Genomic DNA, 25,553 nt, shown 5'->3' on the forward strand with positions numbered 1-25,553 from the left:
GCGAGGAGGAAACGTTCGCGTTCGGAAGGCAGCGCGGGCGCGTCAGGCCCTGTTCAGTGCCTGTGGAGCGTGAACAGGGCTTTGCCCGGCGGCGGCTTCCCCAATCAGTACGTCGCCATCTGCGGGTCCACCTGGTGAGCCCAGGCGTGGACGCCGCCTTGCAGGTTGTAGACACGCGCGGCATCAAAGCCGCCTTGCGTGATCAGATACTGCGCAACCTGCGCGCTGCGTCCGCCGTGGTGGCAGATGCAGACGATGTCTTGGTCAGCATTCAGCTCGCTGGCACGCCCCGGGATCTGGTCCATCGGAATGTGCGTGATGCCAGGAATGGCACAGATTTCCACCTCCTCCGTCCAGCGCACGTCGAGCAGGACGGGCTTCGCGCGCGATGCGTCGGCGAGCCATTGGGCGAGGGCGGTGGGAGCGAGCTGCTGCATGATGATTGGGGGCCGAGAGGGATCAGAAGCGGAAGGACGACGGCGCGGGAACACCCACCAGCGGCGTCACATACGTCTCGAACAGGTTGCGCGTCTGATATTCGGTGTTGGAGATGCGCGTGATGAGCTGCGCTTCCATGACCGGCGCGCCGCCCACGAAGATCGACAGGCGGCCACCCACCTTGAGCTGCTTGAGCAGCGCTTCCGGCACGGCGGGCACCGAGCCCGACACGCAGATGACGTCATACAGGCCGTCGCCCCAGCCTTGCGCGCCGCTGGCCTCGACCACGTCGACGTTAGTGACGCTATTGCGCGAGAGATTGTCACGGGCGAAGGCGACGAGTTCCGGCACGATGTCGAGCGTGGTGACCTGGCGGCCGCGATGGGCCAGCAGGGCGGCCATATAGCCGGAGCCCGCGCCGACTTCAAGCACGTCTTCGTGCTTGCGCACGGCCAGCTCTTGCAGCACGCGGGCTTCGACGCGCGGCGCCAGCATGTTCTGGCCGCTGGCCAGCGGGATTTCCATGTCGACGAAGGCCAGCGCGCGGTATGCCTCGGGCACGTAGTGTTCGCGCTTGACGACGCTGAGCAGGTCGAGAACGTCGGTATCGAGCACGTCCCAAGGACGGATTTGCTGCTCGATCATGTTGAACCGGGATTTTTCGATGTCCATGGGCATGCCTTCCACGCGGAGCGAGTGATGCGAATGAGGGTTTGACGACAAACCCGGCATTTTAGCAAGTCCGGAAGACATTCCGGCAGACGTTGTCATGACGAGGCGCCTTCGTCGGGGTTGTTGGCCCGCTCCGGGAGCGTGCGCCACGGCTGCGCTGTGAGGGCAGGTGGAGGCGGTATCACTGCGCCCGTCGCTGGATTGCGCAGCACGCCGTGCAGCAGCAGCGACACGACGTGGGTGATGAACGCCTTCGGTTCCAGCTCCCGGTGCGAGCACGGGCCGAACGAGTGCTTCCACATCATCAGGAAGATCATCGGCGCGACCATGGTCAGCGTGGTGAGATCGATGTTGACGTCGCGGAATTCGCCGCGGGCCATGCCGCGTTCGAGGATGCGCGCAAACAGCCGGTCGCAGCGGTCGATGACTTCTTCGTGGTAGTACTGCGCCAGGTCGGGAAAGTTGCCCGACTCGGCCATCAGCAGCTTGGTGAGACCCGAAGCCGGCGATTCGCCGATGAGCTCCCACCAGCCCATCAGGATCTCGTGCAGCAGCGCTTCGCTGGTGCCGTCAAAACTGTCGATCAGGGCCTCGCCCTCGGCCAGCGCGGGCACCAGGTTTTCCTGCACCACAGCCTTGAACAGTTCTTCCTTGTTGGCGAAATACAGGTAGACCGTGCCCTTGGATACGCCGGCGGCCGACGCCACGTCTTCCAGCCGGGTGGCCGCATAGCCGCGCGCCACGAACAGGTTCAGCGCGGCGGCGACCAGTTCTTGGGGGCGGGCCTCTTTGCGGCGCGTCCAGCGTTTGGAGGAAGACTCGGAATCTTGATCAGTCACGGCGGTGGGGCGTCAGTCAGTGCACATGGTCACTGACTCACAGATAACTTACTTTCCGGTCATTAATGTACGCATGCCGCAAGGGTGGGTCAAGCGGCATCGACATTGTCAATCAGACTGGGCCGCTATTGTGCTGGTGCACAATAGCGGTTTACGCCCTGATTTCATGCACTCGGACAGCATGGACTGTCGACCTCATTGCGGCGCGTGCTGCATCGCGCCTTCCATCTCCAGCCCCATTCCTGGCATGCCGAACGGCAAGCCGGCCGGCGTGCGCTGTGCGCAACTGGATGAGGCCAACGGCTGTCGTATCTTCGGCCAGCCGGAACGTCCGGCGGTCTGCAGCAGCCTGCAGCCTGAGCCCGACATGTGCGGAGGCTCGGCCACGCATGCCATGCAGTTTTTGACTCGACTTGAAATCGCTACCGCAGCGCACTGAATTGTCATGACCGATTCCACGAAACCCGCTGTCCGTTCCAACCGCGTCCGCTGGTGGTCGGGTGCGGCCGCTGTTGCAGTTGCCATCGTCGTCACACTCGTGGCTTGCATGCCGACCGGCTGGACCGGTGACGGCTACACCTTTTCCCGCGGCCAGATGCAGGACGCGCTTGCGCGCAAGTTTCCGTTCCAGCGGCGCTTTCTCGGCTTCTTTGACGTGACGCTGTCGAACCCGCAGGTGTCGCTCGACCCCGCGCGCAACCGCATCGCCATCCAGGCAGATGCCGTGGTGGAAAGCGGCCTGTTCCGCCAGCCGCTGACAGGGCCGCTGGCCGTCTCCAGCGGCTTGCATTACGACCCGCCCACGCATTCGATCCGACTGAATCAGCCCAGTGTTGATCGCTTCGATCTGCAGAACGTGCCCGGGGGCATCGGCCCGCAGATCAGTTCGATCGGTTCTTTGATTGCCGGGCAGTTGCTCAACGACTATGCGGTCTATACGTTCAAGCCCGAACAGCTGAAAGTGGCTGGCATTGCCGTGGAGCCCGGTACAATCACGGTTTTGCCCGAAGGCGTGCACGTCCAGGCCAAGCGGCCCTGAGTTCTGCTGCACGTCCAGCGCTTCGTTTTCCTCTTCCTTCTTTGCTCACTGCATGGATATCGCACTCGCCATCAAAGCGCTGATTCTCGGCATCGTCGAAGGCCTGACCGAGTTCCTCCCCATTTCCAGCACCGGCCATCTGATCCTCGCTGGCCAGCTGCTCGACTTCAATGACGAGAAGGGCAAGATCTTCGAGATCGTGATCCAGTTCGGCGCCATCCTGGCGGTGTGCTGGGAGTTCCGCCACAAAATCATCGACGTGATCAAGGGCTTGCCGAATGACCCGCGTCAGCAGCGTTTTGCGATCAACGTGATCGTGGCGACGATTCCTGCGATCACGCTAGCGCTGATCTTTGGCAAGGCGATCAAGGCGCATCTGTTCAATCCGATCGTGGTGGCGTCGGCGTTCATCCTCGGCGGCTTCGTGATCCTGTGGGCCGAATGGCGCGAACGCCATCGCGGCGAGACACATGACCCGCGCGCCAACGCACTGCTCGAAGCCGCCAAGGCTGGCGCGCCACGCATTGAAACGCTGGACGACCTGCGCATCTCCGATGCTATCAAGGTGGGCTTCGCGCAGTGCTTCGCGCTGATTCCGGGTACGTCGCGTTCGGGCTCGACCATCATCGGCGGCCTGTTGTTCGGCCTGTCGCGCAAGGTGGCGACGGAGTTTTCATTCTTCCTGGCGATTCCCGTGATTTTTGGCGCGACGGTGTACGAGCTGTACAAATCGCGCGCGCTGCTGTCGGCCGATGATCTGTCGATCTTCGCAGTGGGTTTTGTGGCCGCATTCATCTCGGCGTTCTTCTGTGTGCGCTGGCTGCTGAAGTTCATTGCCACGCACGATTTCCGCGGCTTTGCGTGGTACCGGATCATCTTCGGGGTCATCGTTCTGGTGACGGCTTATACGCACCTCATCGCCTGGCAGGCCTAAGCCACAGGCAAGCATTTCCCTTCTTCGGTGCGAGGCTTTCGCACCGTCTGCACGATCGGGCGGATTCGGACACACTGGCGGTTTCTTCCGTCAGCCGCTGATTGCCGAATCTCCCGATCATGAGTGCTCTCTTCCAGCCTTTCTCCCTGCGCGGTCTCACGCTTGAGAACCGCATCGTCATTTCGCCGATGTGCCAGTACTCGGCCGACAACGGCCAAGCCACGGCGTGGCACCACACGCATCTGGGCAGCCTGTCCTTTTCGGGCGCCGGATTGCTGATGATCGAAGCGACCGCGGTGTCGCCAGAAGGCCGCATCACCAACGGCTGCCTGGGTTTGTGGGACGACGCGACCGAAGCCGCGCTTGAGCGCACGCTGGCTGCCATTCGCCAGAATGCGCTGGTGCCGATCGGCATGCAGATCGCGCACGCGGGCCGCAAGGCTTCGAGCGCTCGGCCTTGGGAAGGCGGCGCATTGCTGGCGCTCGATGCCGGCGGCTGGGAAACGATGGGTCCCTCCCCGCTGCCACAGCGCCCTGAAGAGCGTGCTCCGCGCGAAATGACCGATGCGGACCTCGCCCGCGTGCGCGATCAATTTGTCGATACCGCGCGTCGGGCTGTGCGCTTGGGCCTATCGGCCATCGAACTGCATGCCGCACACGGCTATCTGCTGCACGAATTCCTGTCGCCGATCGCCAATCAGCGCACCGATGCCTACGGCGGTTCGCGTGAGAACCGCATGCGTTATCCGCTGGAGATTTTTGATGCGGTGCGCGCCGTGGTGCCGGACAACATTCCGGTTGGCGTGCGCGTGTCGGCCACCGATTGGGTGGAGGGCGGATGGGCGCCGGAGGATTCGGTGGTATTTGCGCAGGCACTGCGTGCGCGCGGCTGTGATTGGATCGATGCTTCGTCGGGCGGTGTGTCGCCGCTGCAGCAGATTCCGCTGTCGACCGGCTACCAGGTGCCGTTTGCCGAGAAGATCCGAAACGAGGCGGACATTCCGACCATCGCCGTCGGCCTCATCAACGAGGCGCATGAGGCGGAGGCCATCGTTGCGCAAGGGCGTGCGGATTTGGTCGCCGTGGGCCGGGCCTTCCTCTACAACCCGCACTGGGCCTGGGCGGCGGCCGCTGAGTTGGGCGCGACGGTCAAGGCGCCGCCGCAATACTGGCGCGCTTTCCCGCGCCACGCCAAGAACCTCTTCGGCGATACGCATTTCGGCGCACGCTGACTCGCGCGAGCGTGCGCGGACGTGGCTAGCCGCGCTTGCGGAAGACCACGTCCCACACGCCGTGCCCGAGGCGCAGGCCGCGTTTCTCGAACTTGGTGACAGGGCGGTAGTCGGGGCGCGGTGCAAAGCCGTCGGCGGTGTTTTCCAGCGTCGGCTCGGAGGACAGCACCTCCAGCATCTGGTGGGCGTATTCCTCCCAGTCCGTCGCGCAGTGCAGATAGCCGCCCGGTTTCAGGTGCGCCGCCAGACGTGCGACAAACGGGCTCTGGATCAGGCGCCGCTTGTTGTGGCGCTTCTTGTGCCACGGGTCGGGGAAGAACACGTGGATGCCATCCAGCGTACCCTCCGGAATCATCTGCGCCAGCACTTCCACCGCATCGTGCGAAACGATACGGATGTTGCCGATTTCGCGTTCGCCGATCAGCTTGAGCAGCGCTCCAACGCCCGGCTCATGCACCTCGACGCCTAGAAAATCGTCGTCCGGGCGCAATTGCGCGATGTGCGCGGTGGTTTCACCCATGCCGAAGCCGATCTCGAAGATGCGCTTGGCGCCAGCGCGGCCGAAGGCGGCGTCCCAGTCCAGCGGCTCTGTGGTGTAGGGCAATTGGAAGCGCGGACCGAGTTCATCGATGGCACGCTGCTGGCCGGTCGACGTACGGCCGGCGCGGCGCACGAACGAGCGGATGCGACGCGGGTGGCCGGTTTCCGCACCGCTTTCGGCACTCTCTGCGGTATTGGTGTCTTGCGATTCCGGCGTGATGTCGTCGGGGCCGGTGCCCGGCTGTTCGATGGGCTGCATGGAGATCCCGTGCCGGTTGCCCGTCGATGGAGCGACGGGCGCGCAGGCAACAAAAAAGCCGCCGAGGGCGGCTTCAGACTGTTCGGTGGAGCGGGCGATGGGAATCGAACCCACGGCTCTAGCTTGGGAAGCTAGGGTATTACCATTATACGACGCCCGCGTAGACTGCTATTTTACCCGGCTTTGCCTGAGCTTCGCAAACAGCGCCTGTGGCGGCTTCAGCGCCGCAGCGCCATCGCCTGCATTGCCGCATCCACGAACTTTGCCGCGGCCTGCTCGCCAGCCGTCGGGGCGGCAGCCTTGGCGCACGCGGCAACCACGTCGCACAGCGACTGCGGGTCTTCCTTGCAGGCACGCAGCAGCGGCATGGCGGCGCCCGCGGCCGAGCCGAAGTGCTGCACCGCCAAACGCATCAACTCGACCTTGACCACGTTGGGCAACACGTCGGCCAACTCCGGCGGGACGGCTGGCTGCGGCGTAGAAGAAGCCCGGACGGGCGCCGCCCGCGGCCTGTTTGCGTCATTGGCCGCAGGCTCGTCGATGGGCGCCGCCACCGCTTGCAGGCCGAGCGTCATGCCGGTCAACGGCGGCAGTTTGTCGTAGATGAGCGACAGGGCGGCAGGTGCGCCGTGCGCGTCATCGTCCAGCAAGGGACGGTTGAAGTGCGTGATGGGGTCGAACGGTTCTGCAGCCGGTGCGTTGTCATGCGAGATACCAGGCAGCACGTCGACCATGCCGGCCCGTTGCAACCCTAGCAGCAGTTCGTCGAAGTCCGGCCAGTCGCTCAGCAGTTGATGCAGTTGCCCCACCGTGCGGGCACCGTCGATGAGGATGAGCAGATGGCGCTGGCGCATCTGCATGTCGTGGCGGCGCTGGGCCAAGGCTTCGCGGCCGTCCTCCGTCTTGATCAGGACGTTCGTCGTTGCAAGCATGGTGACTCCCCGTTAAGCAACTCGCCCGGCATCTTGATGTGCCGGTGCAAGCTGTACGTTAGTCATCACACCCGGTCCCTGCCATCGTTCGATTGGCGGAGATTGTGAAACCAGAGACCAACGATCGGTCTAGCTCCGCCACGATTCCAATGCGGGCGCGGGCTCGCCGTGCGCGCTGCTTTGCCGGGCCAGCGACCCGGCGTAGGTCGCGTACCACGCAAGCACCTCCGGGTTTGCCATTGCATCGGGGTTGGCGACGCGCTCGATTGGTGCGCCAAGCAGCAGTTTCTTGATGGGCACTTCCATCTTCTTGCCCGACAGCGTGCGCGGCACGCCGGGTGCCTGTACGACCACGTTGGGCACATGCCGGGCCGACAGCCCTGCCTTGATGCGTGCATTGATCGTGCTGCGCAGCGTGTCGTCGAGCGTCGCGCCTTCGCGCAGCACGACGAACAGTGGCATGAACGATTCGCGGCCGAGGAATTCCAGATCGACGACAAGGCTGTCGAGCACTTCCGGCAGATCTTCGACCACGCGGTACAGCTCGGCTGTGCCCATGCGGATGCCGTGGCGGTTGATGGTCGCGTCGGACCTGCCGTAGATGATGGCGCCGCCGCGTGGCGTGATCTTGATCCAGTCGCCGTGGCGCCACTGGCCGGGGTACATGTCGAAGTAGCTGTCGCGGTAGCGGCTGCCGTCGCTGTCGCCCCAGAAGAAGAGCGGCATCGACGGAATGGGCGCGGTGCAGACCAGCTCGCCTACCGCGTCGATGAGCGGTCGGCCAGCCTCGTCCAGTGCTTCCACACGCGAGCCGAGGTTGCGGCATTGCATCTCACCCGCATAGACGGGCAGTGTTGCGACGCCGCCCACGAAGCAGCCAGCGAAGTCGGTGCCGCCGGAAATGGGGTTGAGCCAGACGTCGGCTTTGACGTGGCGGTAGATCCAGTCGTACGCCTCGGCCGAGAGCGGCGAGCCGGTCGAGCCGACCGCACGCAGTCTCGACAGGTCGAAATCGCGCCCGGGCTCGATGCCGGCCTTCAGGCAATTGGCGAAGAACGCCGCGCCGGCGCCAAAGAAGGTCACGCGCGCATCCTGTGCGAAGCGCCACAGCGTACTGAGATCGGGCGTGCCGGGGTTGCCGTCGTAGATGGCGAGCGTGACGCCGCCGAGTAAGCCGCTCGCTTGCGAATTCCACATGACCCAGCCGGTGCTGCTGTACCAGTGGTAGACGTCGTCGGGGCCAAGGTCGAGATGCAGCGCGCCCATCATCGTCTGCACCAGCAGCAGGCCGCCATGGCCGTGCACGATCGGCTTGGGCATGCCGGTGGTGCCGGACGAATAGAGAATCCACAGTGGGTGGTCAGCGGCGACGGGTGTGACGACGAGCGGCACGTCGTCGGCCGTCAGGTCGCGCCAGTCGCGGGCCTCCGGGAAGCGCGCGCGGTTGACCTCGCCAAGCAACTGCGGCACGAGCACGAGATGTTCGACTGTTGGCAGCGCGTCGACCATCTCTGCGACCACGTCGGTGCGGTCGAACGCGCGGCCGCCGTAGTGATAGCCGTCCACCGCGATCAGCACTTTGGGCTCGATCTGCCGGAAGCGGTCGGTCACGGCCACCTGGCCCATGTCGGGCGCACAGACAGACCAGATGGCCCCGACGCTGGCCGTGGCGAGAAACGCCACGATCGCGTCCGGCGTGTTCGACAGATATGCGGCGACGCGGTCGCCTGGCACCACGCCCATCTTGCGCAGCGCATCCGCCAGCGAGGCAACGCGTTGGCGCAGTTCGCGCCATGACAAGTCGGCCAGCGGCTTGGTCTCGCTGGCGTATCGGATGGCGGTGCGGTCGGGGCTGCCGCCTTCTTCCACATGGCGCATGACCTGATCGACGTAATTGAGCTTCGCGCCGACCAGCCATTGCGCGCCGGGCATGGTGCGGTCGCCCAGCATCTGCGTGAACGGTGTCGAGGCGCGCAGGTCAAGGTAGTCCCAGACGGACGTCCAGAACGCCTCGAGTTCAGTGGTAGACCATTCCCAGAGTCGTGCGTAGCCCTCGGGCGTGGTCGCCGAAAAGCGCAGCCCGCGTTCGCGCGCGAGCCAGTCGAGGTAATGCGTCAGGCGCGCGCGCGCGATGAAGTCAGCCGATGGCGTCCAAAGCAGGGCGCCTTCCCGGATGGTGCTCATGTGTCTCCTCCGCCGGTCAGGCAAGGGGAAAGGCCGCCCGCTCTATCGATGTGGCAGGTCGGCCGAGAGGGGGCGACGGTTCAGATGCCGCCCATGCACAGATACTTGAGTTCGAGATACTCGTCGATGCCGTAGACCGAACCTTCACGGCCGAGGCCCGACTGCTTGATGCCGCCAAACGGCGCGACCTCGTTCGAGATCAGCCCGGTGTTGATGCCGACCATGCCGTATTCGAGCTGCTCGGCCACCCGCCAGATACGGCCGATGTCGCGGCTGTAGAAGTACGAGGCCAGGCCAAATTCCGTGTCGTTGGCCAGGCGCACGACTTCCGCTTCGTCCTGGAACTTGAAGATGGCCGAGACGGGCCCGAAGGTTTCTTCGCGCGCGATCAGCATGTCGGGCGTGGCATCGGCCAGCACCGTGGGCTCGACAAAACGCTGCGAGCCAAAGCCCTGCATCAGCTTGCCGCCAGTGGTCAGGCGTGCGCCTTTCTGCGTCGCATCGTCGATGTGGCGCTGCACTTTCTCCACGGCCTGGTCGTCGATCAGCGGGCCTTGAACAACGCCCGACTCGAAGCCGTTGCCGACCTTGATGCCGCGCACCTTGGCGGAGAGCTTCTCGACAAACGCGTCGTACACCGACGCATGCACATAGAAACGGTTCGTACACACGCACGTCTGACCCGCGTTGCGGTACTTCGACTGCACCGCGCCCTCCACGGCAGCATCGATGTCGGCGTCGTCGAACACGATGAACGGCGCATGGCCGCCCAGTTCAAGCGCCACCTTCTTCACCGTCGGCGAGCATTGCTGCATCAGGATGCGGCCCACCGGCGTCGAGCCCGTGAACGACAGATGGCGCACGATCGGCGATTCGCACAGGGCTTTGCCGATGGCGATCGAGCGGTCCGCATCGCCCGTCACCACGTTGACCACGCCCTTGGGAATGCCCGCCCGGTGCGCCAGTTCGGCCATCGCCAGCGCGGACAGCGGCGTTTGCTCGGCCGGCTTGATGACGATGGTGCAGCCTGCCGCCATGGCCGGCGCAACCTTCCGGGTGATCATCGCCAGCGGGAAGTTCCATGGCGTGATGGAGGCGCACACGCCCACCGGCTGCTTCAACACGACCATGCGTTTGTCGCGCCAGGTGCTGGCCATCACGTCGCCGGAGACGCGCTTGGCCTCTTCGGCAAACCATTCGATGAACGACGCGCCGTAGACGATTTCGCCCTTGGCTTCGGCCAGCGGCTTGCCCTGTTCGGCGGTCATCAGCGTGGCGAGGTCGTCGGCATTGGCGATCAGCAGGTCGAACCAGCGTCGCATCAGGCCGGCGCGCTCTTTGCCGGTCAGCTCGCGCCATGCGGGCCAAGCCGCATTGGCGGCTTCGATGGCGCGCAGCGTTTCTGCGTGGCCGAGATTGGCGACGTCAGTCAGGTGTGCGTTGGTGGCAGGGTCGTAGACGGGAAAGGTCGCGCCGTCTGCCGCGCCCACCCAGGCGCCGTCGACGTAGGACTGCGTTTTGACAAGGGTGCGGTCTGTGATGCGCTCCAGCGCGTTGGCGGCGGTGCGGGATGAGTCGAGTGCTTCGGCCATGGCGTTCTCCATAAGGAAGGCGGGCCCAGTAGACAAAGAGGGCCCGCCTTTTAGATGCAGCAGTCGCTTAACTCGCTAAGAATAACCGAACGATCGTTCGCTCGCAGGCCAGGCCGCCGAGCCTTGTGGTTATTGGAAGAGCGTGTCCCACATGGCGTCGACCTTGGCCTTGACAGCGGTATCCATGACGATGGGCTGGCCCCATTCGCGCGTGGTTTCGCCGGGCCATTTGTTGGTGGCATCGATGCCCATCTTGGAGCCCAGGCCCGACACCGGGGACGCAAAATCGAGGTAATCGATCGGCGTGTTTTCGACCATGACCGTGTCGCGCGCCGGATCCACGCGCGTGGTGATCGCCCAGATCACTTCCTTCCAGTCGCGCAGGTTCACGTCGTCGTCCACCACGACGATGAACTTCGTATACATGAACTGCCGCAGGAAGCTCCACACGCCGAACATCACGCGCTTGGCGTGGCCGGCGTATTGCTTCTTCATGCTGACCAGCGCCATGCGATAGCTGCAGCCCTCGGGCGGCAGATAGAAATCGGCAATCTCCGGAAACTGCTTCTGCAGCAGCGGCACGAACACTTCATTGAGCGCCACGCCGAGCACGGCCGGCTCATCGGGCGGCTTGCCTGTGTACGTAGAGTGATAGATCGGGTCGCGGCGCATCGTGATGCGCTCGACCGTGAACACGGGAAACCAGTCCTGCTCGTTGTAATAGCCTGTGTGATCGCCGAAGGGGCCTTCCAGCGCGTGTTGATAGCCGCTCGGGTGCGTCGGATCCGGCTGGATATGGCCTTCGAGGATGATTTCGGCGCCGGCCGGCACTTGGAGTTGCGCCTGCGCCAGCGAAGGCGTCAGGCATGTCGCAAGCTCAGTCCGGCTGCCGCGCAGCAGCCCCGCAAACTGGTACTCAGATAACGTATCCGGCACCGGCGTCACCGCGCCGAGAATGGTGGCCGGATCCGCGCCCAGTGCCACCGCAATCGGAAACGGCTGGCCGGGATTGGCGATGGCGTGCTCGCGGAAATCCAGCGCGCCGCCGCGGTGCGCCAGCCAGCGCATGATGACCTGGTTGCGATTGATGACCTGCTGCCGGTAGATGCCCAGATTCTGCCGTTTCTTATGCGGCCCGCGCGTGATGACCAGCCCCCAGGTGACGAGCGGAGCCGCATCGCCGGGCCAGCACGTCTGTACGGGAATGCGCGAGAGGTCGACGTCATTCCCTTCCCACACGATCTCCTGGCACGCCGGCGACGACACCTTGCGCGGCGCCATATCCCACACGGCCTTGGCCATCGTCCACAGCTTGCCGGCTTCACGCAGGCCGCGCGGCGGTTCAGGCTCTTTCAACGCCGAGAGCAGGCGACCGACGTCCCGCAGTTCATCGAGCGACTCCGCGCCCATGCCCAGCGCCACGCGACGTGTGGTGCCAAACAGGTTAGCCAGCACCGGCATGTCGTACTTCTGTGCGCCGTCCACCGGCTGCTCGAAGACTACCGCCGGGCCTTCGGAGCGCAGCAGGCGGTCACAGACTTCGGTCATTTCCAGGCGCGGCGATACCGGCTGGTGCACGCGGCGCAGTTCGCCCGTGCGTTCGAGTTGGGCGAGAAAGTCACGTAAGTCCCTGTATTGCATGGAGATTTTGTAACCAAAGGTAAGGTAGATCGCCTATCACGCGGAGGGGCTGTCCCCCGAATAGTCGTCCGGGCGACATTTTTTTGGTGTAGGCAGGGTGGCCGCGATTGTACGGCCAAAACCCCATGACCCCCTGATGACAGAACGCATCGCAGGTCAGCCAGTCCCAACAACGGGAGGTTTATCATAACTTTCGGATATGAAAACTTACTTCTTTATGATTGACTTGGCATAACGCGCTTCCTACAATCCAATCCGATCTGGTAATTGTTGCAACGCAACATGTTTTCGGCTAATGCCTACGCCCCGTTCTCAAACGTATGAGGGGCGACACCAGAGCACATCAGCATCGCTGCGGGACGTGACCTCCCCAAGGACACGGCCCGCATTTCTCTGGGCACTAGGGGAGTGCCCCCAACAGATGCCGGCTGACTGCAACAGCGCGGCATCCTTACTAAAAACCGTTGCGATTCGAAACGCACGGCGCCAGGCAAAAGAAAGGCGTCTACCGGATCTGCGCAGCGGACGGAGGTAAGTATGAACGGTTGGAAAACCCTTCATTCTTCCGGGATCGGATCGGCGCTGCAACGCCGGCTCGTAGCCCCGGTTGGCCGCCGCCTCGCGCGCGCTGGTCAAGTTGCGCTGCCTCGTAAGCTGCGCATGGAGTTGAACGCAGGGGGCGCCGCCGCGTCCCGCAATGAGTTGCATCCTGGCGTACTGCTGGTGTTCCGCAGCGGGCATGTCGTGCTTAATAGCATCGGCTTGCTGGCGGTGGCCGCCGCAGTTGCCCTCTCGCTCAACAGCGAGTGGCGCGCCACGGTCGCTCAACGCGTGCTGCATTTCACGCCGGGTGTCGACACCAGTGTCGCCTCGGCCAATCCGTCGCCCGCGATTGCGGCTGGCGTGCAGCCGGTTGCTTTTGCACCGACGGCGCCGTCCGCCGGTACGGGTGCCGCTCAAGCTGTAGCGCCTGCTGCGGCGCAGGGTGGCACGGTCGCGGCCGCAGGTTGGGACACGCTTTCGAAGGTGCCGTCCGTGGCCGAGTTGGCTGCGCAGATTCCGAACACGCAAGTCGTCCGTGACGCGCGTGAGTCGGCAACCGCCGGTACCCCGCGAGAGCAGGCTGCCGTGGCCGAATACATCGCCCGTAAGTACCGCGTGGCGGCCACTGCCACTGGCCAGTTGGTGAAGGCGGCCTATCAGACCGGCAAGGAAGTCGGCCTGGATCCGCTGCTCATCCTGGGCGTGATGGCCATCGAGTCCAGTTTCAACCCGTTCGCCGAAAGCGGTATGGGTGCGCAGGGTCTGATGCAGGTCATGACCAAGGTCCACCAGGACAAGTACGAAGTGATGGGCGGCGTTGGTGCTGCGCTCAATCCGTATGCCAACATCAAGGTCGGTGCGCTGGTGCTGAAGGATTGCATCGCGCGTGCAGGTTCGATCGAAGGCGGCCTGAAGCTGTATGTCGGGGCGGTCACGCAAGGCGACGGCGGCTACGGCGGCAAGGTGCTGCAAGAGCGGTCGCGCCTGCGCATGGTGGCCACTGGGCATCGTTCGCCCATGACGGTGGCGTCTGAGCGCGAACCGGTGAAGCCGGTCGCGACGGCAACGCCTGTGACGCAAGCCGATGCGAAGACGCAAGCCACCAAGCCGTCCGACAAGCAACCGGCGGCTGGTCAACAGGAAGAGGCACGTCTGGACAATAAGTCGCAGGGCCAAGCCTGATTGGCCCGATTCGCTGCGCTATATAGGAAAGGCCGTCCTTCGGGACGGCCTTTTCTGTTTGGGCGACGCGTAGAGTGTTTTACCGGCTGAATAGCTTGCCGAGCCTAGCGACCGCTTCTTCCAGATGCGCCATCGACGTGGCGTACGACAGCCGGATGTAGTGCTGCGCCGTGTGTGGACCAAAATCGAGCCCCGGCACCAGCACTACGCCAGCGTCATGCAGCATCGACTGGGTGAGGGCGTCGGCATTGGCGGCGTGCGGGTGGTTTACGCCGCGGCAATCGGCGTAGACATAGAACGCCCCGTCCGGCTTGACCGGTACCTTGAAGCCGAGCGACTCCAGCGCTGGCACGATGAAATCACGTCGGCGGCGGAATTCGGCCTTGCGCTCTTCGTAGATCGCCAACGCTTCCGGCGCAAAGCAGGCGAGCGCCGCATATTGCGCCACCGCCGACGCGCAGATGAACAGGTTCTGCGCGACCTTCTCGAACTCCGGCACCAGTTCGGCGGGTGCCACCAGCCAGCCGAGCCGCCAGCCGGTCATGTTGAAATACTTGGAAAAGCTGTTGATCGTGACGACATCGTCGCCGAACGACAGTGCGGAGACCGGGGCCTGATCGTATGACAAACCTTGGTAGATCTCATCGACGATCGAGAATCCGCCTCGTGCACGTACCGCCTGCACAATACGCTGCAGCTCATCCGGCAGGATCGACGTGCCCGTCGGGTTGGAAGGGGAGGCCAGCAGCACACCCTGCGTGCGCTCGCCCCAGTGGGTTTCGACCTGCGCGGCAGTCAACTGAAAGCGTTCTTCCGGCCCCGACGGCACCAGCTTCGCCTCGCCATTGAAGGCGGCCACGAAGTGACGGTTGCACGGATAGCTTGGATCGGGCATCAGGACTTCGCCGCCAATCTCCACCAGCACCGCACACGCCAGCAGCAACGCTGCCGACGCGCCCGCCGTCACGATGATGCGCTCGGGCGCGATGTCTAGGCCGTAGACGGTGTGGTAGTAGCGGGCGATGGCCTGGCGCAGCGAGCGGATGCCCAGGGCCCCGGTGTACTGCGTGACGCCGCGCCGCATGGCGTCGGCGGCCGCTTGCACGACGGGCTCGGCGGCGGTGAAATCCGGCTCGCCGATGCCCATGTGGATGATACTGCGCCCCGCCAGTTCCAGCTCGCGGGCCTGCTTGGCCAGTTCCATCACGTGAAAGGCGCGGATATTGGCCAGCCGGGCGGCTGTGTGCAGGCGGTGGGCGTCCATCTTGAAGCGAAGCGAAAAAGGTAAAGCGAACAGCAGACGCCGAATTACCGGCGGGCAGCGACCTCGACAGCGCGCACTTGCGTAGCCAGCTTGTCCAGCACGCCGTTGACGTACTTGTAGCCTTCCACGCCGCCGAAGGTCTTGGTCAGTTCAACCGCTTCGTTGATCACGACCTTGTACGGGATGTCCACGCAGTGCACCAACTCGTACGCGCCGACCAGCAGGGCGGCACGCTCGACCGGCGACAGCTCGGCAACCGGGCGATCCAGGTACGGCGTGAACGCCTCGGTCAGCGTGGTTTCTTCGCGGATCGCACCGTGCAGCAGCGCGTCGAAGTGCGCGCGGTCGGCCTTGTTGAAGCCTTGCGCGTCCTGCAGATGCGCCTCGACCACGCCCGGGTCGTTGCGATTGAGCAGCCATTGATACAGACCCTGCAGCGCCAGTTCGCGCGCACGGCGGCGCGCGCTCTTGGCGGGCGCTTTGGCCTTGGCTTGGGAATTGTCTTGCGTCATGGGAAAAGCCTTTGCGCGAGGAAGCGCTTATTCATTCTCGCCGTCGTCGTCCTGGCCGTGATCCTGCAGACCGTCGAGGTCGTTGGTCAGGTTGGCCATTTCGACGGCGGTGCGGGCGCAGTCGCGACCTTTTTCGCGGGTGCGGGCGTGGGCCTGTGCGTCTGTGTCGGTGGTCAGGATGCCGTTGGCGATGGCGATGTTGAAGTCCAGGCCCACGCGCGTGATGCCGGCGCCCGATTCGTTGGACACCAGTTCGAAGTGGTACGTCTCGCCGCGGATGACTGCGCCCAGCGCGATCAGCGCGTCGAACTGGCCCGACTCGGCCATCTTCTGCAGCGCCAGCGGGACTTCCAGCGCACCCGGCACAGTCACGAGCAGCACGTCTTCGCCGGCCACGCCGAGTTGTTCGAGTTCAGCGACGCAAGCTTCTCGCAGTGCTTCGCACACGGGCTCGTTGAAACGCGCCTGGACGATGCCGATGCGCAGGCCTTCGCCGTTGAGATTGGTCGGGTAGAAGCCGTGGTCCATGGTGTATTCCAGTTAAGGTTGCCGGTCGGGCAACGTCAGAAGAAGAAAGCCGGCGCGGCAGTCTCGGCTGCCGCGGGAAAATCAGTGTGTCGCGGTGGATGCAGAGGAAGTGATGTCGGGTGCATCTGCCATCGACTGGTACGCCGTCACCTCCAGATCGTAGCCGACCATGCTCGGCAGTTTGAGCGGCGAGGCCAGCACACGCATTTTGCCCACACCCACGTCCTTGAGGATTTGCGCGCCGATGCCGTAGATGCGCGGATCGGGTTTCGTACGCGGGCGCTCATGCGGCGCGTCCAGCGCGGAGAACTGCGTGAACAGCCGGTCCGCCGAATCGCCGCAATTGAGCAGCACGACCACGCCGGTCGGGGCAGCCTGGATGGCACGCAGGGCAGCGGGCACGCTCCACGAGTGCGTCGTGCGCTGGCACTCGAGCAGGTCCAGCACCGAGAGGGGTTCATGTACGCGCACCAGCGTTTCGGTGTCCGGCGTCGGCGTGCCCTTGACCAGCGCCAGATGGGCGCGGCCGGCCGCCCGATCGCGGAAGGCGACGGCGTGGAACGTGCCGAACTGCGTCTCCATCGTGCGCTCGCCGACGCGCTCGACGATGCTCTCGGTGCGGCTGCGGTATTGGATCATGTCGGCAATCGTGCCGATCTTCAGGCCGTGTTTCTTGGCGAATTCCACGAGGTCCGGCAAGCGCGCCATGGTGCCGTCGTCCTTCAGGATCTCGCAGATTACGGCGGCGGGTGTCAGGCCCGCCATGGCGGTCAGGTCGCAACCGGCTTCGGTGTGGCCGGCGCGCATCAGCACGCCGCCCTTCTGGGCCCGCAGCGGGAAGATGTGGCCCGGGTTCACCAGGTCAGACGGTTTGGCGTTCTTGGCGGCCGCCACCTGAATGGTGCGTGCGCGGTCGGCCGCGGAAATGCCGGTGGTCACGCCTTCGGCCGCTTCGATCGATACGGTGAAATTGGTGCCGAACTGCGTACCGTTGCGGCTTGCCATCATCGGCAGGTCGAGCTGGTCGCAGTGCTCTTCGGTGAGCGTCAGGCACACCAGGCCACGCGCGTGCGTGACCATGAAGTTGATGGCTTCCGGCGTGACAAAGTCGCTCGCCAGGATCAGGTCGCCTTCGTTCTCACGGTCTTCCTCGTCGACCAGGATGACCATGCGGCCGGCGCGGATTTCGGCAATGATTTCTTCGACTGTGGCGATCGACATGGCGTAGCAGGGGTGCGCGCCGCCGGTCAACTCCCGTCAATCGGTGATTTCGGGGGCCGTGCGACTGCGTAAATGGGAAGCCCGCTATTGTACGCCAAGGCGGCCCCAAGCCAGTGGGGCCAATGGTTCAAACGGCTGCCAGGGGTTGTGTGCCCACGGGCAGGCCAATAGCGGCGTGGGTGAGCATGCGCTCCACGTAGCGGGCGATCAGGTCGATCTCCAGGTTGACCTGGCTGCCGGCCTTCAGGTGCTTGAGCGTGGTGACTGCCACGGTGTGCGGGATCAGATTGATCGAGAACTCGCAGCCGTCGGCATCGTCCCGGACGGAATTGACCGTAAGCGACACGCCGTTCACCACCACGGAGCCCTTGTAGGCCAGATACTTGCCCAGCTCTACCGGAGCCCGCACGCGCAGTTCGTGCGATTCGTTGACCGGCGCGAAGTATGTGACCGTGCCCAGGCCGTCCACATGGCCGGATACGAGGTGCCCGCCGATGTGGTCAGCCAGGCGCAGAGCCTTCTCCAGATTGACCTCGCCGGGGCGTTCCAGCCCGACCGTCTTGGACAGCGATTCGCGCGATACATCCACGTCGAAGCGGGTCTCGGTTTTGGCGACGACCGTCATGCATGCGCCCTGGATGGCAATCGAATCGCCCAAGGCCACGTCGGCAAGCGGCAGGCCGCCGGCGTCGATGGACAAGCGCACGCCGGCATCGGCGTTGTCGCCAAGCGGCGAGACGGTTTCAATACGGCCAACTGCGGCGACGATTCCGGTGAACATAAGCAATCAATCCGTCGGGTTGCGGCGCGCCAGGATGCGGAGATCGCCCCCGATGCGCGAGATATCGTGAAAGAAGAATTCGGCCGCGCCTTCCAGCGTCTGCAGCGGCCCCATATTGAACATGCCCTGGCCCGAGCCGAGCACCTTGGGTGCCAGATAGACGAGGATCTCGTCAACCAGCCCTTCGCGCAGCAGCGAGCCGTTGAGTTTGAAGCCGGCTTCGACGTGCAGCTCGTTGATTTCGCGGCGACCCAGTTCGCGCAGGACTGCGGCCAGATCGACTTTTCCTGCGGCGTTCGGCAGCAGGATGACCTCCGCGCCGCGCTCGCTCAACGCACGCATGCGGCCAGCTTCGGGTTGAGCGGCAAAAATGAGCGTCGGCTCGTGGTGCCCATCTGCGGTGAGGATGTGGGCGTCGAGTGGCACGTCCAGCGCCGAGTCGATCAGCACGCGGCGAGGCTGGCGCGGCGTGTTGATGGCGCGCACGGTCAGTCGCGGATTGTCTTCGCGCACCGTGCCGATACCGGTGAGGATGGCACAGGCGCGCGCGCGCCAGCGGTGGCCGTCGTTGCGCGCCTCGGTTTCGGTAATCCACTGGCTGATGCCGTTGTCCAGCGCGGTGCGGCCGTCCAGCGAAGCGCCGACCTTCACACGCACCCAGGGCGTGCCGCGCGTCATGCGCGAAACGAAACCGATGTTCAGCTCACGCGCCTCCCGCTCCAGCAGCCCGCAGCGCACGTCGACCCCGGCATCGCGCAGCTTCTGCAAGCCGCGTCCGGAGACAGCGGGGTTTGGATCTTCCATGGCCGCCACCACGCGGGTGATCCCCGCTTCGACGAGACGATCCGCGCAGGGCGGGGTGCGGCCAAAGTGGCTGCAGGGCTCCAGCGTCACATAGGCGGTGGCGCCGCGCACGTCCTGGCCGCGCGACTGAGCATCCTTGATGGCTTGGATTTCAGCGTGGTCCTGTCCGGCGGGTTGCGTGTAGCCCTCGCCGATGACGGTGTCGTCTCGCACGATCACGCATCCGACGCGCGGGTTGGGCGTGGTGGTGAACAAGCCCTTCTCGGCCAGCGCCAGGGCGCGCTGCATCATGGCGTGGTCGAAGTCGGAGAACATGAGCAAAAAATGCGGGAGTTTGGGTTAATCGTCGTTAGCCGAGGCGCTGGCGCCGCACGTTTTGGTGTCCTTGGCCGGATCGCAGATGCGGGCGCGGCCTGCGGAGCTGATGCGGACCCGCCGCTCATGTGCTCCAGATCGGATTGTCAGCGTGCCGTAGAGCTGGCTGCCGTTACGCTGTCGCGAGTATCCCACAGGTGCAAAAGAGAGGGTGTCGACATCCCGCTGTGACGCCGTGAACGCAAATTCGACGGGCGGCACCACAGGCGGCGACACGCGCATCAAGATATCTTCGGTGCCGGGTTCAAGCGGCGTCGCCTGGGTTTGCGGCGAGGGCATCATATACAACGCCCATCCCGACGACCAACCCTGCTCAGCGTTGCACGGGCCGAGGTGAACCCACGCACGCTGATTGCGCGACATGGTCTGCGCCAGCGAGATCGCGCTGACAAAGCGGTCGGCCAGAACGACGACAGTCTCGCGTTGCCACCAATTCAACGCGGCGGGCGCGGCGAACATCGCAAGGATCGATATCACGCTCAGGACGACGACGAGCTCAGCCAGCGTGAACCCGGCCCGCAGACGAGAGGCGTTCATGGCCAGCATGCGGGCGATGCCGGTTGGCGCGCATTGCCGATCTGAGTGAACCGTTCGCCGGTGTTGCGCAGGATAAGCGCGCCGCAGTCGGTGCCCGCGTGCACCGGCTGGGCGACGACTTCAATGCAATGTGCGGCAGCACGCCCATCGCACGGGCCAGCAAGCAAGTGATAGCCGGAGATGTATTCCGGAATGTTGGCCGGTGAGGAGCTATTGCCTGTGTGCGCATACTGGCGTTCCAATTCCACCATGGTTGAGACCAGCGCCGCATGCGCCGCAGTCCGCCGCGCGCGCTCATGGTGTCTCGACCAGGTTTGTACGGCGGCGCCGGTCAATAACGCAGCGATGGCCAATGCGATCGTAAGCTCGACAAGCGTGAATGCGGCATGGCGATACTTCATCGTAAGCCCTCCTCGATCAGCTCACGCCAGTTCAGGCGGCCGAGCATGAAGGTTTGCGAATGAGGGGCGGTTGCGTCGTGCTGGTCGCTTGTGGTGTAGACGCGTTGTGTCACCGTGCCACTGGGTCGAATGGTGGGCAGTGCAGCTTCGGTGGTGGTCTGAGGCGTGGATGTATGGCGCGGCACTCGGGGGCGGAAGACTGTTTGCAGCACGACACTGACCGCGGGGTCGGCGCCAAATCCTGCTGCCGTGATGCGATACAACCATGGCGGTGGCGTGTCATCGCTATGCTGAGTTTGGCCGGGCCATCGATCGGGAATCGGCTCAATGACGTACCGCGCAGTGCGGCCGGCAATGCGCTGGGTGCCTGGGAGGCGTGCGTCGATCTCTACGGCGTGGGTGGTCGCATCAAGCAGTCGCGCCAACGTCCAGAGCGATTGGTCGGGTTGCGGCTGACATAACCCAAGCGAGCCGTCGTTGCCGCACGTTCCCACCAGGAAGCCGCGTCTCAAAACCGGATCCAGTGCGGCGATACGTTCCCGTGGCAAGGCCGCCATACATTGGAGGTTCGTGGGCGTTTCGGTGGCGACGGACAGTTCGCACTCCGCCGCATTCAGCGCCATTTCCGCGCCGTATTTGGCCAAGGCACGATCGGCCGTGAGAGACGTGCGGTGCCGTTGATCCAACACCAGATGGAAGGTCGCCATGGTCAGCAGGCCGAGCAACGCCACCGCGGGCATTACCACCATCATCGAGAAACCACGCGCTTTGGCGCTAACGCTCAACATACGTCCACATCGCAGGCGAGCGGATTGCGCAAGCGTACCGTTGCAGTGAAAACGGCACGACGGCGTTGGGTTTCGGTTGGCGTGAACTCCAAGTCCTGTGCGTTGGCGCCTTCAACTCGCTGGAGGTCGGGAAATAGCGCGAGTGTGGCCGTGGTCTTGTTGGCTGACCTGGGCGTGTTGTAGTCGCCGCGAACGACCAGCGCGATGTGCACGGCTTGAACCCGGCGCCATTGCTCGGTGGTCAGCGAGCGCGCGGACAGTGTCGTGCTTGAGGTGCCGCCAGCGGTGCGAACCTCATACAGAAGCTGCATTGTTTCGACGCCGCGGACCATGCCATTGGATGTCCAACGGCCCGCCACAGTCTGACCGGCTTGATGCCTTCGCGACCGGCACATGAGTTGCGGTTCTTGATCCGTCGCTCGGGCGAGATAGAGCAGCATGTATCCCGCGCGCTGGTCGTCGCTGCCGTTTTGAACCGGCTCAGCGACCCCGTAGCCGGAGCAATCGATGATGCTGTCGTCAGGTCGCTGCGAGTTGGTATGCATGCTACGGCCTGCAAAGCGGACCAGCACGGCATCGCTGTTTCGGATGCCACTGCCGTTGCAGCCAAGGACTTCTGCTTCGGGAGGGGTGCAACTGTCCGCACCTTGAATCGATAGGGTCGCCTTCGCGTCTGGCCATCGGCGCTCTGGCGATGCTGCTGGCGTATCGGTTGCCCACCCTGCATGCTGCAGTGCCATTGTCAGCAGTTCCAGTGCTTGCGTGCCGCGGCTTTCGATCAGGGCATTGTCGGCAACGCGCTGATAGCTTGCACGGGCCAGGAGTGCCAGTTGCAACGCGATGCCAAGCACGATCAGCCCGAGCAGCGTGCCGATCAGCAACTCCACAAGCGTCGCGCCCCGCCGAGCATGAGAGAGGCGGCACATGTCAGTGCACGTTTGCGGATTCGACCCCGTTGTTTTGCGTTCGAACGTCGGTCGATAGCTGACGCAGGCTTTGGCTGGTGGTCTCCATCCGTTCCAGTGCGGTCAGGGTGCCCGCTGCACACAGGGACAATACGGCGAGTGCGACAAGGGATTCGAGCAGGATGGCGCCGTGTTGGCGCTTGACGTGATGGCAGACAGGCATGAGTCGACGGACACTTGGAAAGTCGCTCAAGTTAGTGTGAATTTGGCCGTATAACTGTCATATCTGGTCAATACCCTCTCCGGGAGTCGGGGGCACGGCGTCCCATGCAGCGACGGATCGTTGGTTTTTCACCAACACTAGCCTTCCCGAATCTCGCGGTTGAAGGAGGGGGTTGTTGACACTTTTTGACTAATTCCCCACTATTCCGGGGATGCATCTGCCTGGGCTTTTTTGTCGCGCAGATGATCACGTTCACGGGGGTCGGACGTGAGCCATCCTAGAAGAACTCAAATCAGTTCCAAATCGGCAGCGCGCGAACTCGGTTGCGTCGTGACTGCCGCATAAAACAATAGTCGGGGGTTCGAGTCATGCTTAACGGGATCTCGCCCATTGGGCGATGTGGGTGCGCGATCAGGCAACGGCATTCCGGCTGAGAGTTGAGATGCGCGCATTGGTTCGCGGTTCTCTTTTCGCCCTTTGGTTTCGCAAAGTCGTTCAGGCTCACCCGAGCTTGGTATCGGCGCGACTGCGCTATTCGCGCGCACTACAAGGCCAATCGGGCGGCTCGCCTATTGTCACGACATTATTGGCAACTCACGGCTTCACGCTGACCGAGCTAATGGTGGTCTTGGCGATTCTCGCCATTCTCTTGGTGGTCGCGATCCCTTCTTTCGCACCGATGCTGCGTAGCAATCGTGTTTTTGCTGTGCAGACTGAGGTCATGTCCTCGCTCGCTTTGGCGCGAAGCGAGGCCGCTAAACGCGGCATTCCAGTGAGCGTGGTTTTGTCAGGCGCGTCTGGAGTGGTAGGTAACGAATGGGGTGCGGGTTGGTCTGTCTGGGTCGATTTAAATGCCAACGGGGTGGTTGATAGTGGGGAGGTGTTGCGTGCACACGATGCCTTGCCACCTGGGTTTACGCTGAGCGTGCCGAACAACGGCGCTCTCAAGTTCGATGCCCATGGTTTTCTGTCGCCGGCTGTGCTGCGCCAATTGAAGGTGTGTTCTACCGCCAGCGGTACGTCGGGATATCAAATCACGATTCAGCCGAACGGACTGGTCGATGCTGCCAGCGCAACGTGCCCATGAATGCTCGCCCCCTGAACTCCACTGCACGAGGCTACGCGCTGTTGGAAGCGCTGATTGCGCTTTTGGTCATTTCTGTCGGCTTAATTGGGTTCTCACGCTTGCAATTGATCGGGATGTCCAGTTCGAACATTTCCACGCAACGAAGCAAAGCCGTTTACTTGGCGTATGAGATAAGCGACAGAATACGCGCTAACCTTACGGGCTATTCTGCGGGCGCCTACAGCAGCCTGTCGGGTGCCGCTAGCAATCCCAATTGTGTGTCGAATTCAGCGGGCTGCTCGGCAGCGCAAATTGCTCAGAACGACTACTACGAGTGGTCGAACGAGCTTAGTACGCAGCTTCCGCAAGGTGCTGGAGTGGTTTGCTTGACCAGCAAAATATCGCCGACTGCGACGCCCACCGCGCCTGGCTGTGACGGTGGCGGAAACGTGTACGCCGTTATGGTCTGGTGGACCGAGAACGGCCAGCAACAGATGCTCTCGCAGAGCTTCAAGCCATGATGAATCGCCGACAAACCGGCCTCTCACTAGTTGAACTCATGGTCGGATTGACGCTGGGTTTGCTGCTCGTGGGCATTGCCGTTTCGATCTATCTCTCGGGTCGTCAAACATCGCGCGTGGTCGATACGGTGGGGCGCTTGGAGGAAAGCGCCCGCTTTGCGGTTGAGGCGATGGAGCAGGACATCCGCATGACCGGTTTTCGCGGTTGTAACGGCATGGCCAACTCGCCGGTCAATACCCTGAACTCGCCGGGCTCCTTTAACAATCGATTTGATCAGACGCTTTTTGGTTACCACGGCAGTGGGTCAACGTGGACGCCGGCGCTCGATACGAGCATCAGCAGCCTTCCGCAACCTCCGATTGCGGGGACAGATGTCATTGCCATCAAGCGCACCTACGACAATGGCGCTGCATTAACTGCGCAGATGACGGGAACAACTGGTGCGGTGACGGTGGAGGCAAGCGCGCCGTTTGCTCAGGGTGACTACATCCTCGTCTCCGACTGTGAAGCTCAAGCGGTCTTTCAGGCGACGCAGGTCACGAGCAGTCCAACGACTGGTTCGCTGTCGCATGCAGCCGTTGCTGTGCCAACGCCTGGCAATGCCAGTGCGGATCTCACGCATGTCTTCAACACGGATGCATCGGCGTACCGTGTTGTGACCAAAACCTATTTCGTTGCCCAGAGTGCCAGGAACAAAGCGGTGCACTCCTTGTGGTCTTACAGCGTGCCTGACTACACGGGTGCGGGTCAGCCCCAGGAACTGGTTGAGGGTGTTGATAACCTGGTTCTTCTCTATGGGGAAGACACGGATAACGACCAAGCCGCGAACCGCTATGTCACTGCAGATAACGTTGGTACCTGGAACAACGTAGTCAGTGTGCGGATTCAGCTCTTGATGGCATCGGTTCAGAACAGCGTGTCGCCCATTGCTCAAACCTATACCTTCAATGGCGCTTCGGCGACGGCAGCCGACAGAAGAATACGCTCGGTGTTTACGAGCGTAATTACGCTGCGCAACCGGGTGATGTGATGCTACTGCTGAATTTGAATAGGCTGCGCGTTGCTCAAGGCGGTGTTGCTTTGCCTGTTGCGTTGGTGTTTCTGGTGCTCCTGACGCTTCTAGGGTTGGCGCTCGTCAATGGCTCGGTGATGCAGGAAATGATGTTGGGCAACAGCAAAGACAGCAAGCTTGCCTTTCAGGCTGCAGAAGCGGCCCTTCGTGATGCCGAATTGGATGTTGCTCAAAACATCACGACCACAACGGCTTTTGTGCAGGCGTGCACGAACGGGTTGTGCACGCCACCCTCGTCGTGGTCAACGCCAAAATCGGCGTCGGTATCCTCTTTGATCGATTGGACTAACGGTGCGAATACACGCACATATGGCGCTTATACGGGGGCAGTTGCATTGCCCAATGTTGCATCCCAGCCGCTATACGTCATTGAAAAACTCTCTGGACTATCCGTGCCGGCCGGCGAGAGTATTGGGATTGGTGTGAAGCCTCCAGCAGGAGGGACGGCTTACCGGATCACGGTCTACTCGACCGGCGCACGCCCCGAAACCCACGTCGTTCTAGAATCCATTTACGTGAAGCGCTGA

At 63.3% G+C, this 25,553-nt stretch carries 28 protein-coding genes and 1 tRNA gene; 9 read left to right on the plus strand and 20 right to left on the minus strand.

Features of this window, described 5'->3' with window-relative positions; all coding sequences use genetic code 11:
* Nucleotides 1-104: 104 nt before the first annotated feature.
* From CFE42_RS11960 to CFE42_RS11970, 3 genes are all read right to left on the minus strand, one after another.
* Nucleotides 105-437: a rhodanese-like domain-containing protein gene (locus CFE42_RS11960; protein WP_004629576.1), complete on the minus strand. Its 333-nt coding sequence runs from the start codon at nucleotides 435-437 to the stop codon at nucleotides 105-107.
* 22 nt (nucleotides 438-459) lie between these two features.
* Nucleotides 460-1,110: a protein-L-isoaspartate O-methyltransferase gene (locus CFE42_RS11965; protein WP_024973385.1), complete on the minus strand. Its 651-nt coding sequence runs from the start codon at nucleotides 1,108-1,110 to the stop codon at nucleotides 460-462.
* A gap of 95 nt (nucleotides 1,111-1,205) precedes the next feature.
* Nucleotides 1,206-1,949 (minus strand): TetR/AcrR family transcriptional regulator, encoded by a 744-nt coding sequence (locus CFE42_RS11970; protein ID WP_004629573.1) that lies wholly within the window; start codon nucleotides 1,947-1,949, stop codon nucleotides 1,206-1,208.
* 181 nt (nucleotides 1,950-2,130) lie between these two features.
* On the opposite strand from CFE42_RS11970, the gene CFE42_RS11975 reads away from it, so the two are divergent.
* From CFE42_RS11975 to CFE42_RS11990, 4 genes are all read left to right on the plus strand, one after another.
* The gene (locus CFE42_RS11975; protein ID WP_012435050.1) at nucleotides 2,131-2,388 is read left to right on the plus strand and encodes a YkgJ family cysteine cluster protein; all 258 of its coding nucleotides are present in this window, start codon (nucleotides 2,131-2,133) and stop codon (nucleotides 2,386-2,388) included.
* Between the two features lie 6 nt (nucleotides 2,389-2,394).
* Complete coding sequence (locus CFE42_RS11980; RefSeq protein ID WP_004629570.1) at nucleotides 2,395-2,988, plus strand: DUF1439 domain-containing protein; 594 nt, start codon at nucleotides 2,395-2,397, stop codon at nucleotides 2,986-2,988.
* 52 nt (nucleotides 2,989-3,040) lie between these two features.
* Nucleotides 3,041-3,922, plus strand: coding sequence for an undecaprenyl-diphosphate phosphatase (locus tag CFE42_RS11985; RefSeq protein WP_004629568.1), 882 nt, complete (start codon nucleotides 3,041-3,043; stop codon nucleotides 3,920-3,922).
* A gap of 119 nt (nucleotides 3,923-4,041) precedes the next feature.
* Nucleotides 4,042-5,154 (plus strand): NADH:flavin oxidoreductase/NADH oxidase, encoded by a 1,113-nt coding sequence (locus tag CFE42_RS11990; protein WP_004629566.1) that lies wholly within the window; start codon nucleotides 4,042-4,044, stop codon nucleotides 5,152-5,154.
* Nucleotides 5,155-5,179: 25 nt separating this feature from the next.
* Here CFE42_RS11990 and trmB read toward each other — a convergent pair whose 3' ends face one another.
* From trmB to ubiD, 6 genes are all read right to left on the minus strand, one after another.
* Nucleotides 5,180-5,953 carry a tRNA (guanosine(46)-N7)-methyltransferase TrmB gene (gene trmB, locus CFE42_RS11995; protein WP_004629564.1) on the minus strand — a complete coding sequence of 258 codons (774 nt, stop codon included), beginning with the start codon at nucleotides 5,951-5,953 and terminating at the stop codon, nucleotides 5,180-5,182.
* Between the two features lie 86 nt (nucleotides 5,954-6,039).
* A tRNA-Gly gene (locus CFE42_RS12000) sits at nucleotides 6,040-6,113 on the minus strand.
* Between the two features lie 58 nt (nucleotides 6,114-6,171).
* Nucleotides 6,172-6,885 (minus strand): hypothetical protein, encoded by a 714-nt coding sequence (locus CFE42_RS12005; protein WP_004629562.1) that lies wholly within the window; start codon nucleotides 6,883-6,885, stop codon nucleotides 6,172-6,174.
* 129 nt (nucleotides 6,886-7,014) lie between these two features.
* Nucleotides 7,015-9,069 (minus strand): acetoacetate--CoA ligase, encoded by a 2,055-nt coding sequence (locus CFE42_RS12010; protein WP_004629560.1) that lies wholly within the window; start codon nucleotides 9,067-9,069, stop codon nucleotides 7,015-7,017.
* Nucleotides 9,070-9,149: 80 nt separating this feature from the next.
* Entirely contained in the window at nucleotides 9,150-10,661 is a 1,512-nt protein-coding gene (locus CFE42_RS12015; RefSeq protein WP_004629559.1) for an NAD-dependent succinate-semialdehyde dehydrogenase, read from the minus strand.
* Between the two features lie 129 nt (nucleotides 10,662-10,790).
* Nucleotides 10,791-12,302: a 4-hydroxy-3-polyprenylbenzoate decarboxylase gene (gene ubiD, locus CFE42_RS12020; protein WP_004629557.1), complete on the minus strand. Its 1,512-nt coding sequence runs from the start codon at nucleotides 12,300-12,302 to the stop codon at nucleotides 10,791-10,793.
* Nucleotides 12,303-12,839: 537 nt separating this feature from the next.
* On the opposite strand from ubiD, the gene CFE42_RS12025 reads away from it, so the two are divergent.
* Nucleotides 12,840-14,027 carry a lytic transglycosylase domain-containing protein gene (locus tag CFE42_RS12025; RefSeq protein WP_004629556.1) on the plus strand — a complete coding sequence of 396 codons (1,188 nt, stop codon included), beginning with the start codon at nucleotides 12,840-12,842 and terminating at the stop codon, nucleotides 14,025-14,027.
* A gap of 79 nt (nucleotides 14,028-14,106) precedes the next feature.
* Here the strand turns inward: CFE42_RS12025 and CFE42_RS12030 are convergent, their stop codons facing one another.
* From CFE42_RS12030 to CFE42_RS12080, 11 genes are all read right to left on the minus strand, one after another.
* Nucleotides 14,107-15,291 (minus strand): pyridoxal phosphate-dependent aminotransferase, encoded by a 1,185-nt coding sequence (locus tag CFE42_RS12030; RefSeq protein WP_004629555.1) that lies wholly within the window; start codon nucleotides 15,289-15,291, stop codon nucleotides 14,107-14,109.
* A 44-nt stretch (nucleotides 15,292-15,335) separates the two neighbouring features.
* Entirely contained in the window at nucleotides 15,336-15,803 is a 468-nt protein-coding gene (nusB, locus tag CFE42_RS12035; RefSeq protein WP_004629553.1) for a transcription antitermination factor NusB, read from the minus strand.
* A 27-nt stretch (nucleotides 15,804-15,830) separates the two neighbouring features.
* Entirely contained in the window at nucleotides 15,831-16,331 is a 501-nt protein-coding gene (ribH, locus tag CFE42_RS12040; RefSeq protein WP_004629552.1) for a 6,7-dimethyl-8-ribityllumazine synthase, read from the minus strand.
* Nucleotides 16,332-16,412: 81 nt separating this feature from the next.
* A complete protein-coding gene (gene ribBA, locus CFE42_RS12045) occupies nucleotides 16,413-17,552 on the minus strand; it encodes a bifunctional 3,4-dihydroxy-2-butanone-4-phosphate synthase/GTP cyclohydrolase II (RefSeq protein WP_004629549.1) in 1,140 nt (379 codons plus the stop codon).
* A gap of 127 nt (nucleotides 17,553-17,679) precedes the next feature.
* Nucleotides 17,680-18,333 carry a riboflavin synthase gene (locus tag CFE42_RS12050; RefSeq protein ID WP_004629548.1) on the minus strand — a complete coding sequence of 218 codons (654 nt, stop codon included), beginning with the start codon at nucleotides 18,331-18,333 and terminating at the stop codon, nucleotides 17,680-17,682.
* A gap of 6 nt (nucleotides 18,334-18,339) precedes the next feature.
* On the minus strand, nucleotides 18,340-19,452 hold the full coding sequence (gene ribD / locus CFE42_RS12055) for a bifunctional diaminohydroxyphosphoribosylaminopyrimidine deaminase/5-amino-6-(5-phosphoribosylamino)uracil reductase RibD (RefSeq protein ID WP_004629545.1): 1,113 nt from the start codon (nucleotides 19,450-19,452) through the stop codon (nucleotides 18,340-18,342).
* Nucleotides 19,453-19,476: 24 nt separating this feature from the next.
* Nucleotides 19,477-20,058: a GspH/FimT family pseudopilin gene (locus CFE42_RS12060; RefSeq protein ID WP_004629543.1), complete on the minus strand. Its 582-nt coding sequence runs from the start codon at nucleotides 20,056-20,058 to the stop codon at nucleotides 19,477-19,479.
* Nucleotides 20,046-20,450 carry a prepilin-type N-terminal cleavage/methylation domain-containing protein gene (locus CFE42_RS12065; RefSeq protein ID WP_004629541.1) on the minus strand — a complete coding sequence of 135 codons (405 nt, stop codon included), beginning with the start codon at nucleotides 20,448-20,450 and terminating at the stop codon, nucleotides 20,046-20,048. The genes CFE42_RS12060 and CFE42_RS12065 overlap by 13 nt, the downstream gene beginning before the upstream one ends.
* Nucleotides 20,447-21,202 (minus strand): Tfp pilus assembly protein PilX, encoded by a 756-nt coding sequence (locus CFE42_RS12070; RefSeq protein WP_004629539.1) that lies wholly within the window; start codon nucleotides 21,200-21,202, stop codon nucleotides 20,447-20,449. The genes CFE42_RS12065 and CFE42_RS12070 overlap by 4 nt, the downstream gene beginning before the upstream one ends.
* A gap of 29 nt (nucleotides 21,203-21,231) precedes the next feature.
* A complete protein-coding gene (locus tag CFE42_RS12075) occupies nucleotides 21,232-22,164 on the minus strand; it encodes a PilW family protein (RefSeq protein ID WP_004629538.1) in 933 nt (310 codons plus the stop codon).
* A gap of 1 nt (nucleotide 22,165) precedes the next feature.
* Nucleotides 22,166-22,366 carry a type II secretion system protein gene (locus CFE42_RS12080; protein ID WP_004629535.1) on the minus strand — a complete coding sequence of 67 codons (201 nt, stop codon included), beginning with the start codon at nucleotides 22,364-22,366 and terminating at the stop codon, nucleotides 22,166-22,168.
* 442 nt (nucleotides 22,367-22,808) lie between these two features.
* On the opposite strand from CFE42_RS12080, the gene CFE42_RS12085 reads away from it, so the two are divergent.
* Genes CFE42_RS12085 through CFE42_RS12100 form a run of 4 tightly spaced genes read left to right on the plus strand, consistent with a single transcriptional unit; the run spans nucleotide 22,809 to nucleotide 25,553 of the window.
* Nucleotides 22,809-23,453 carry a GspH/FimT family pseudopilin gene (locus CFE42_RS12085; RefSeq protein ID WP_004629534.1) on the plus strand — a complete coding sequence of 215 codons (645 nt, stop codon included), beginning with the start codon at nucleotides 22,809-22,811 and terminating at the stop codon, nucleotides 23,451-23,453.
* Nucleotides 23,450-23,953 (plus strand): type IV pilus modification protein PilV, encoded by a 504-nt coding sequence (gene pilV, locus CFE42_RS12090; RefSeq protein ID WP_004629533.1) that lies wholly within the window; start codon nucleotides 23,450-23,452, stop codon nucleotides 23,951-23,953. Before CFE42_RS12085 ends, pilV begins: the two co-directional genes overlap by 4 nt.
* Nucleotides 23,950-24,984: a PilW family protein gene (locus tag CFE42_RS12095; protein WP_004629532.1), complete on the plus strand. Its 1,035-nt coding sequence runs from the start codon at nucleotides 23,950-23,952 to the stop codon at nucleotides 24,982-24,984. The genes pilV and CFE42_RS12095 overlap by 4 nt, the downstream gene beginning before the upstream one ends.
* Nucleotides 24,984-25,553 (plus strand): pilus assembly protein, encoded by a 570-nt coding sequence (locus CFE42_RS12100; protein WP_004629531.1) that lies wholly within the window; start codon nucleotides 24,984-24,986, stop codon nucleotides 25,551-25,553. The genes CFE42_RS12095 and CFE42_RS12100 overlap by 1 nt, the downstream gene beginning before the upstream one ends.

The sequence above is a fragment of the Ralstonia sp. PBBBR1 genome, from assembly GCF_002256165.1.
In the GTDB taxonomy this organism is placed as follows: Bacteria; Pseudomonadota; Gammaproteobacteria; order Burkholderiales; family Burkholderiaceae; genus Ralstonia; species Ralstonia thomasii.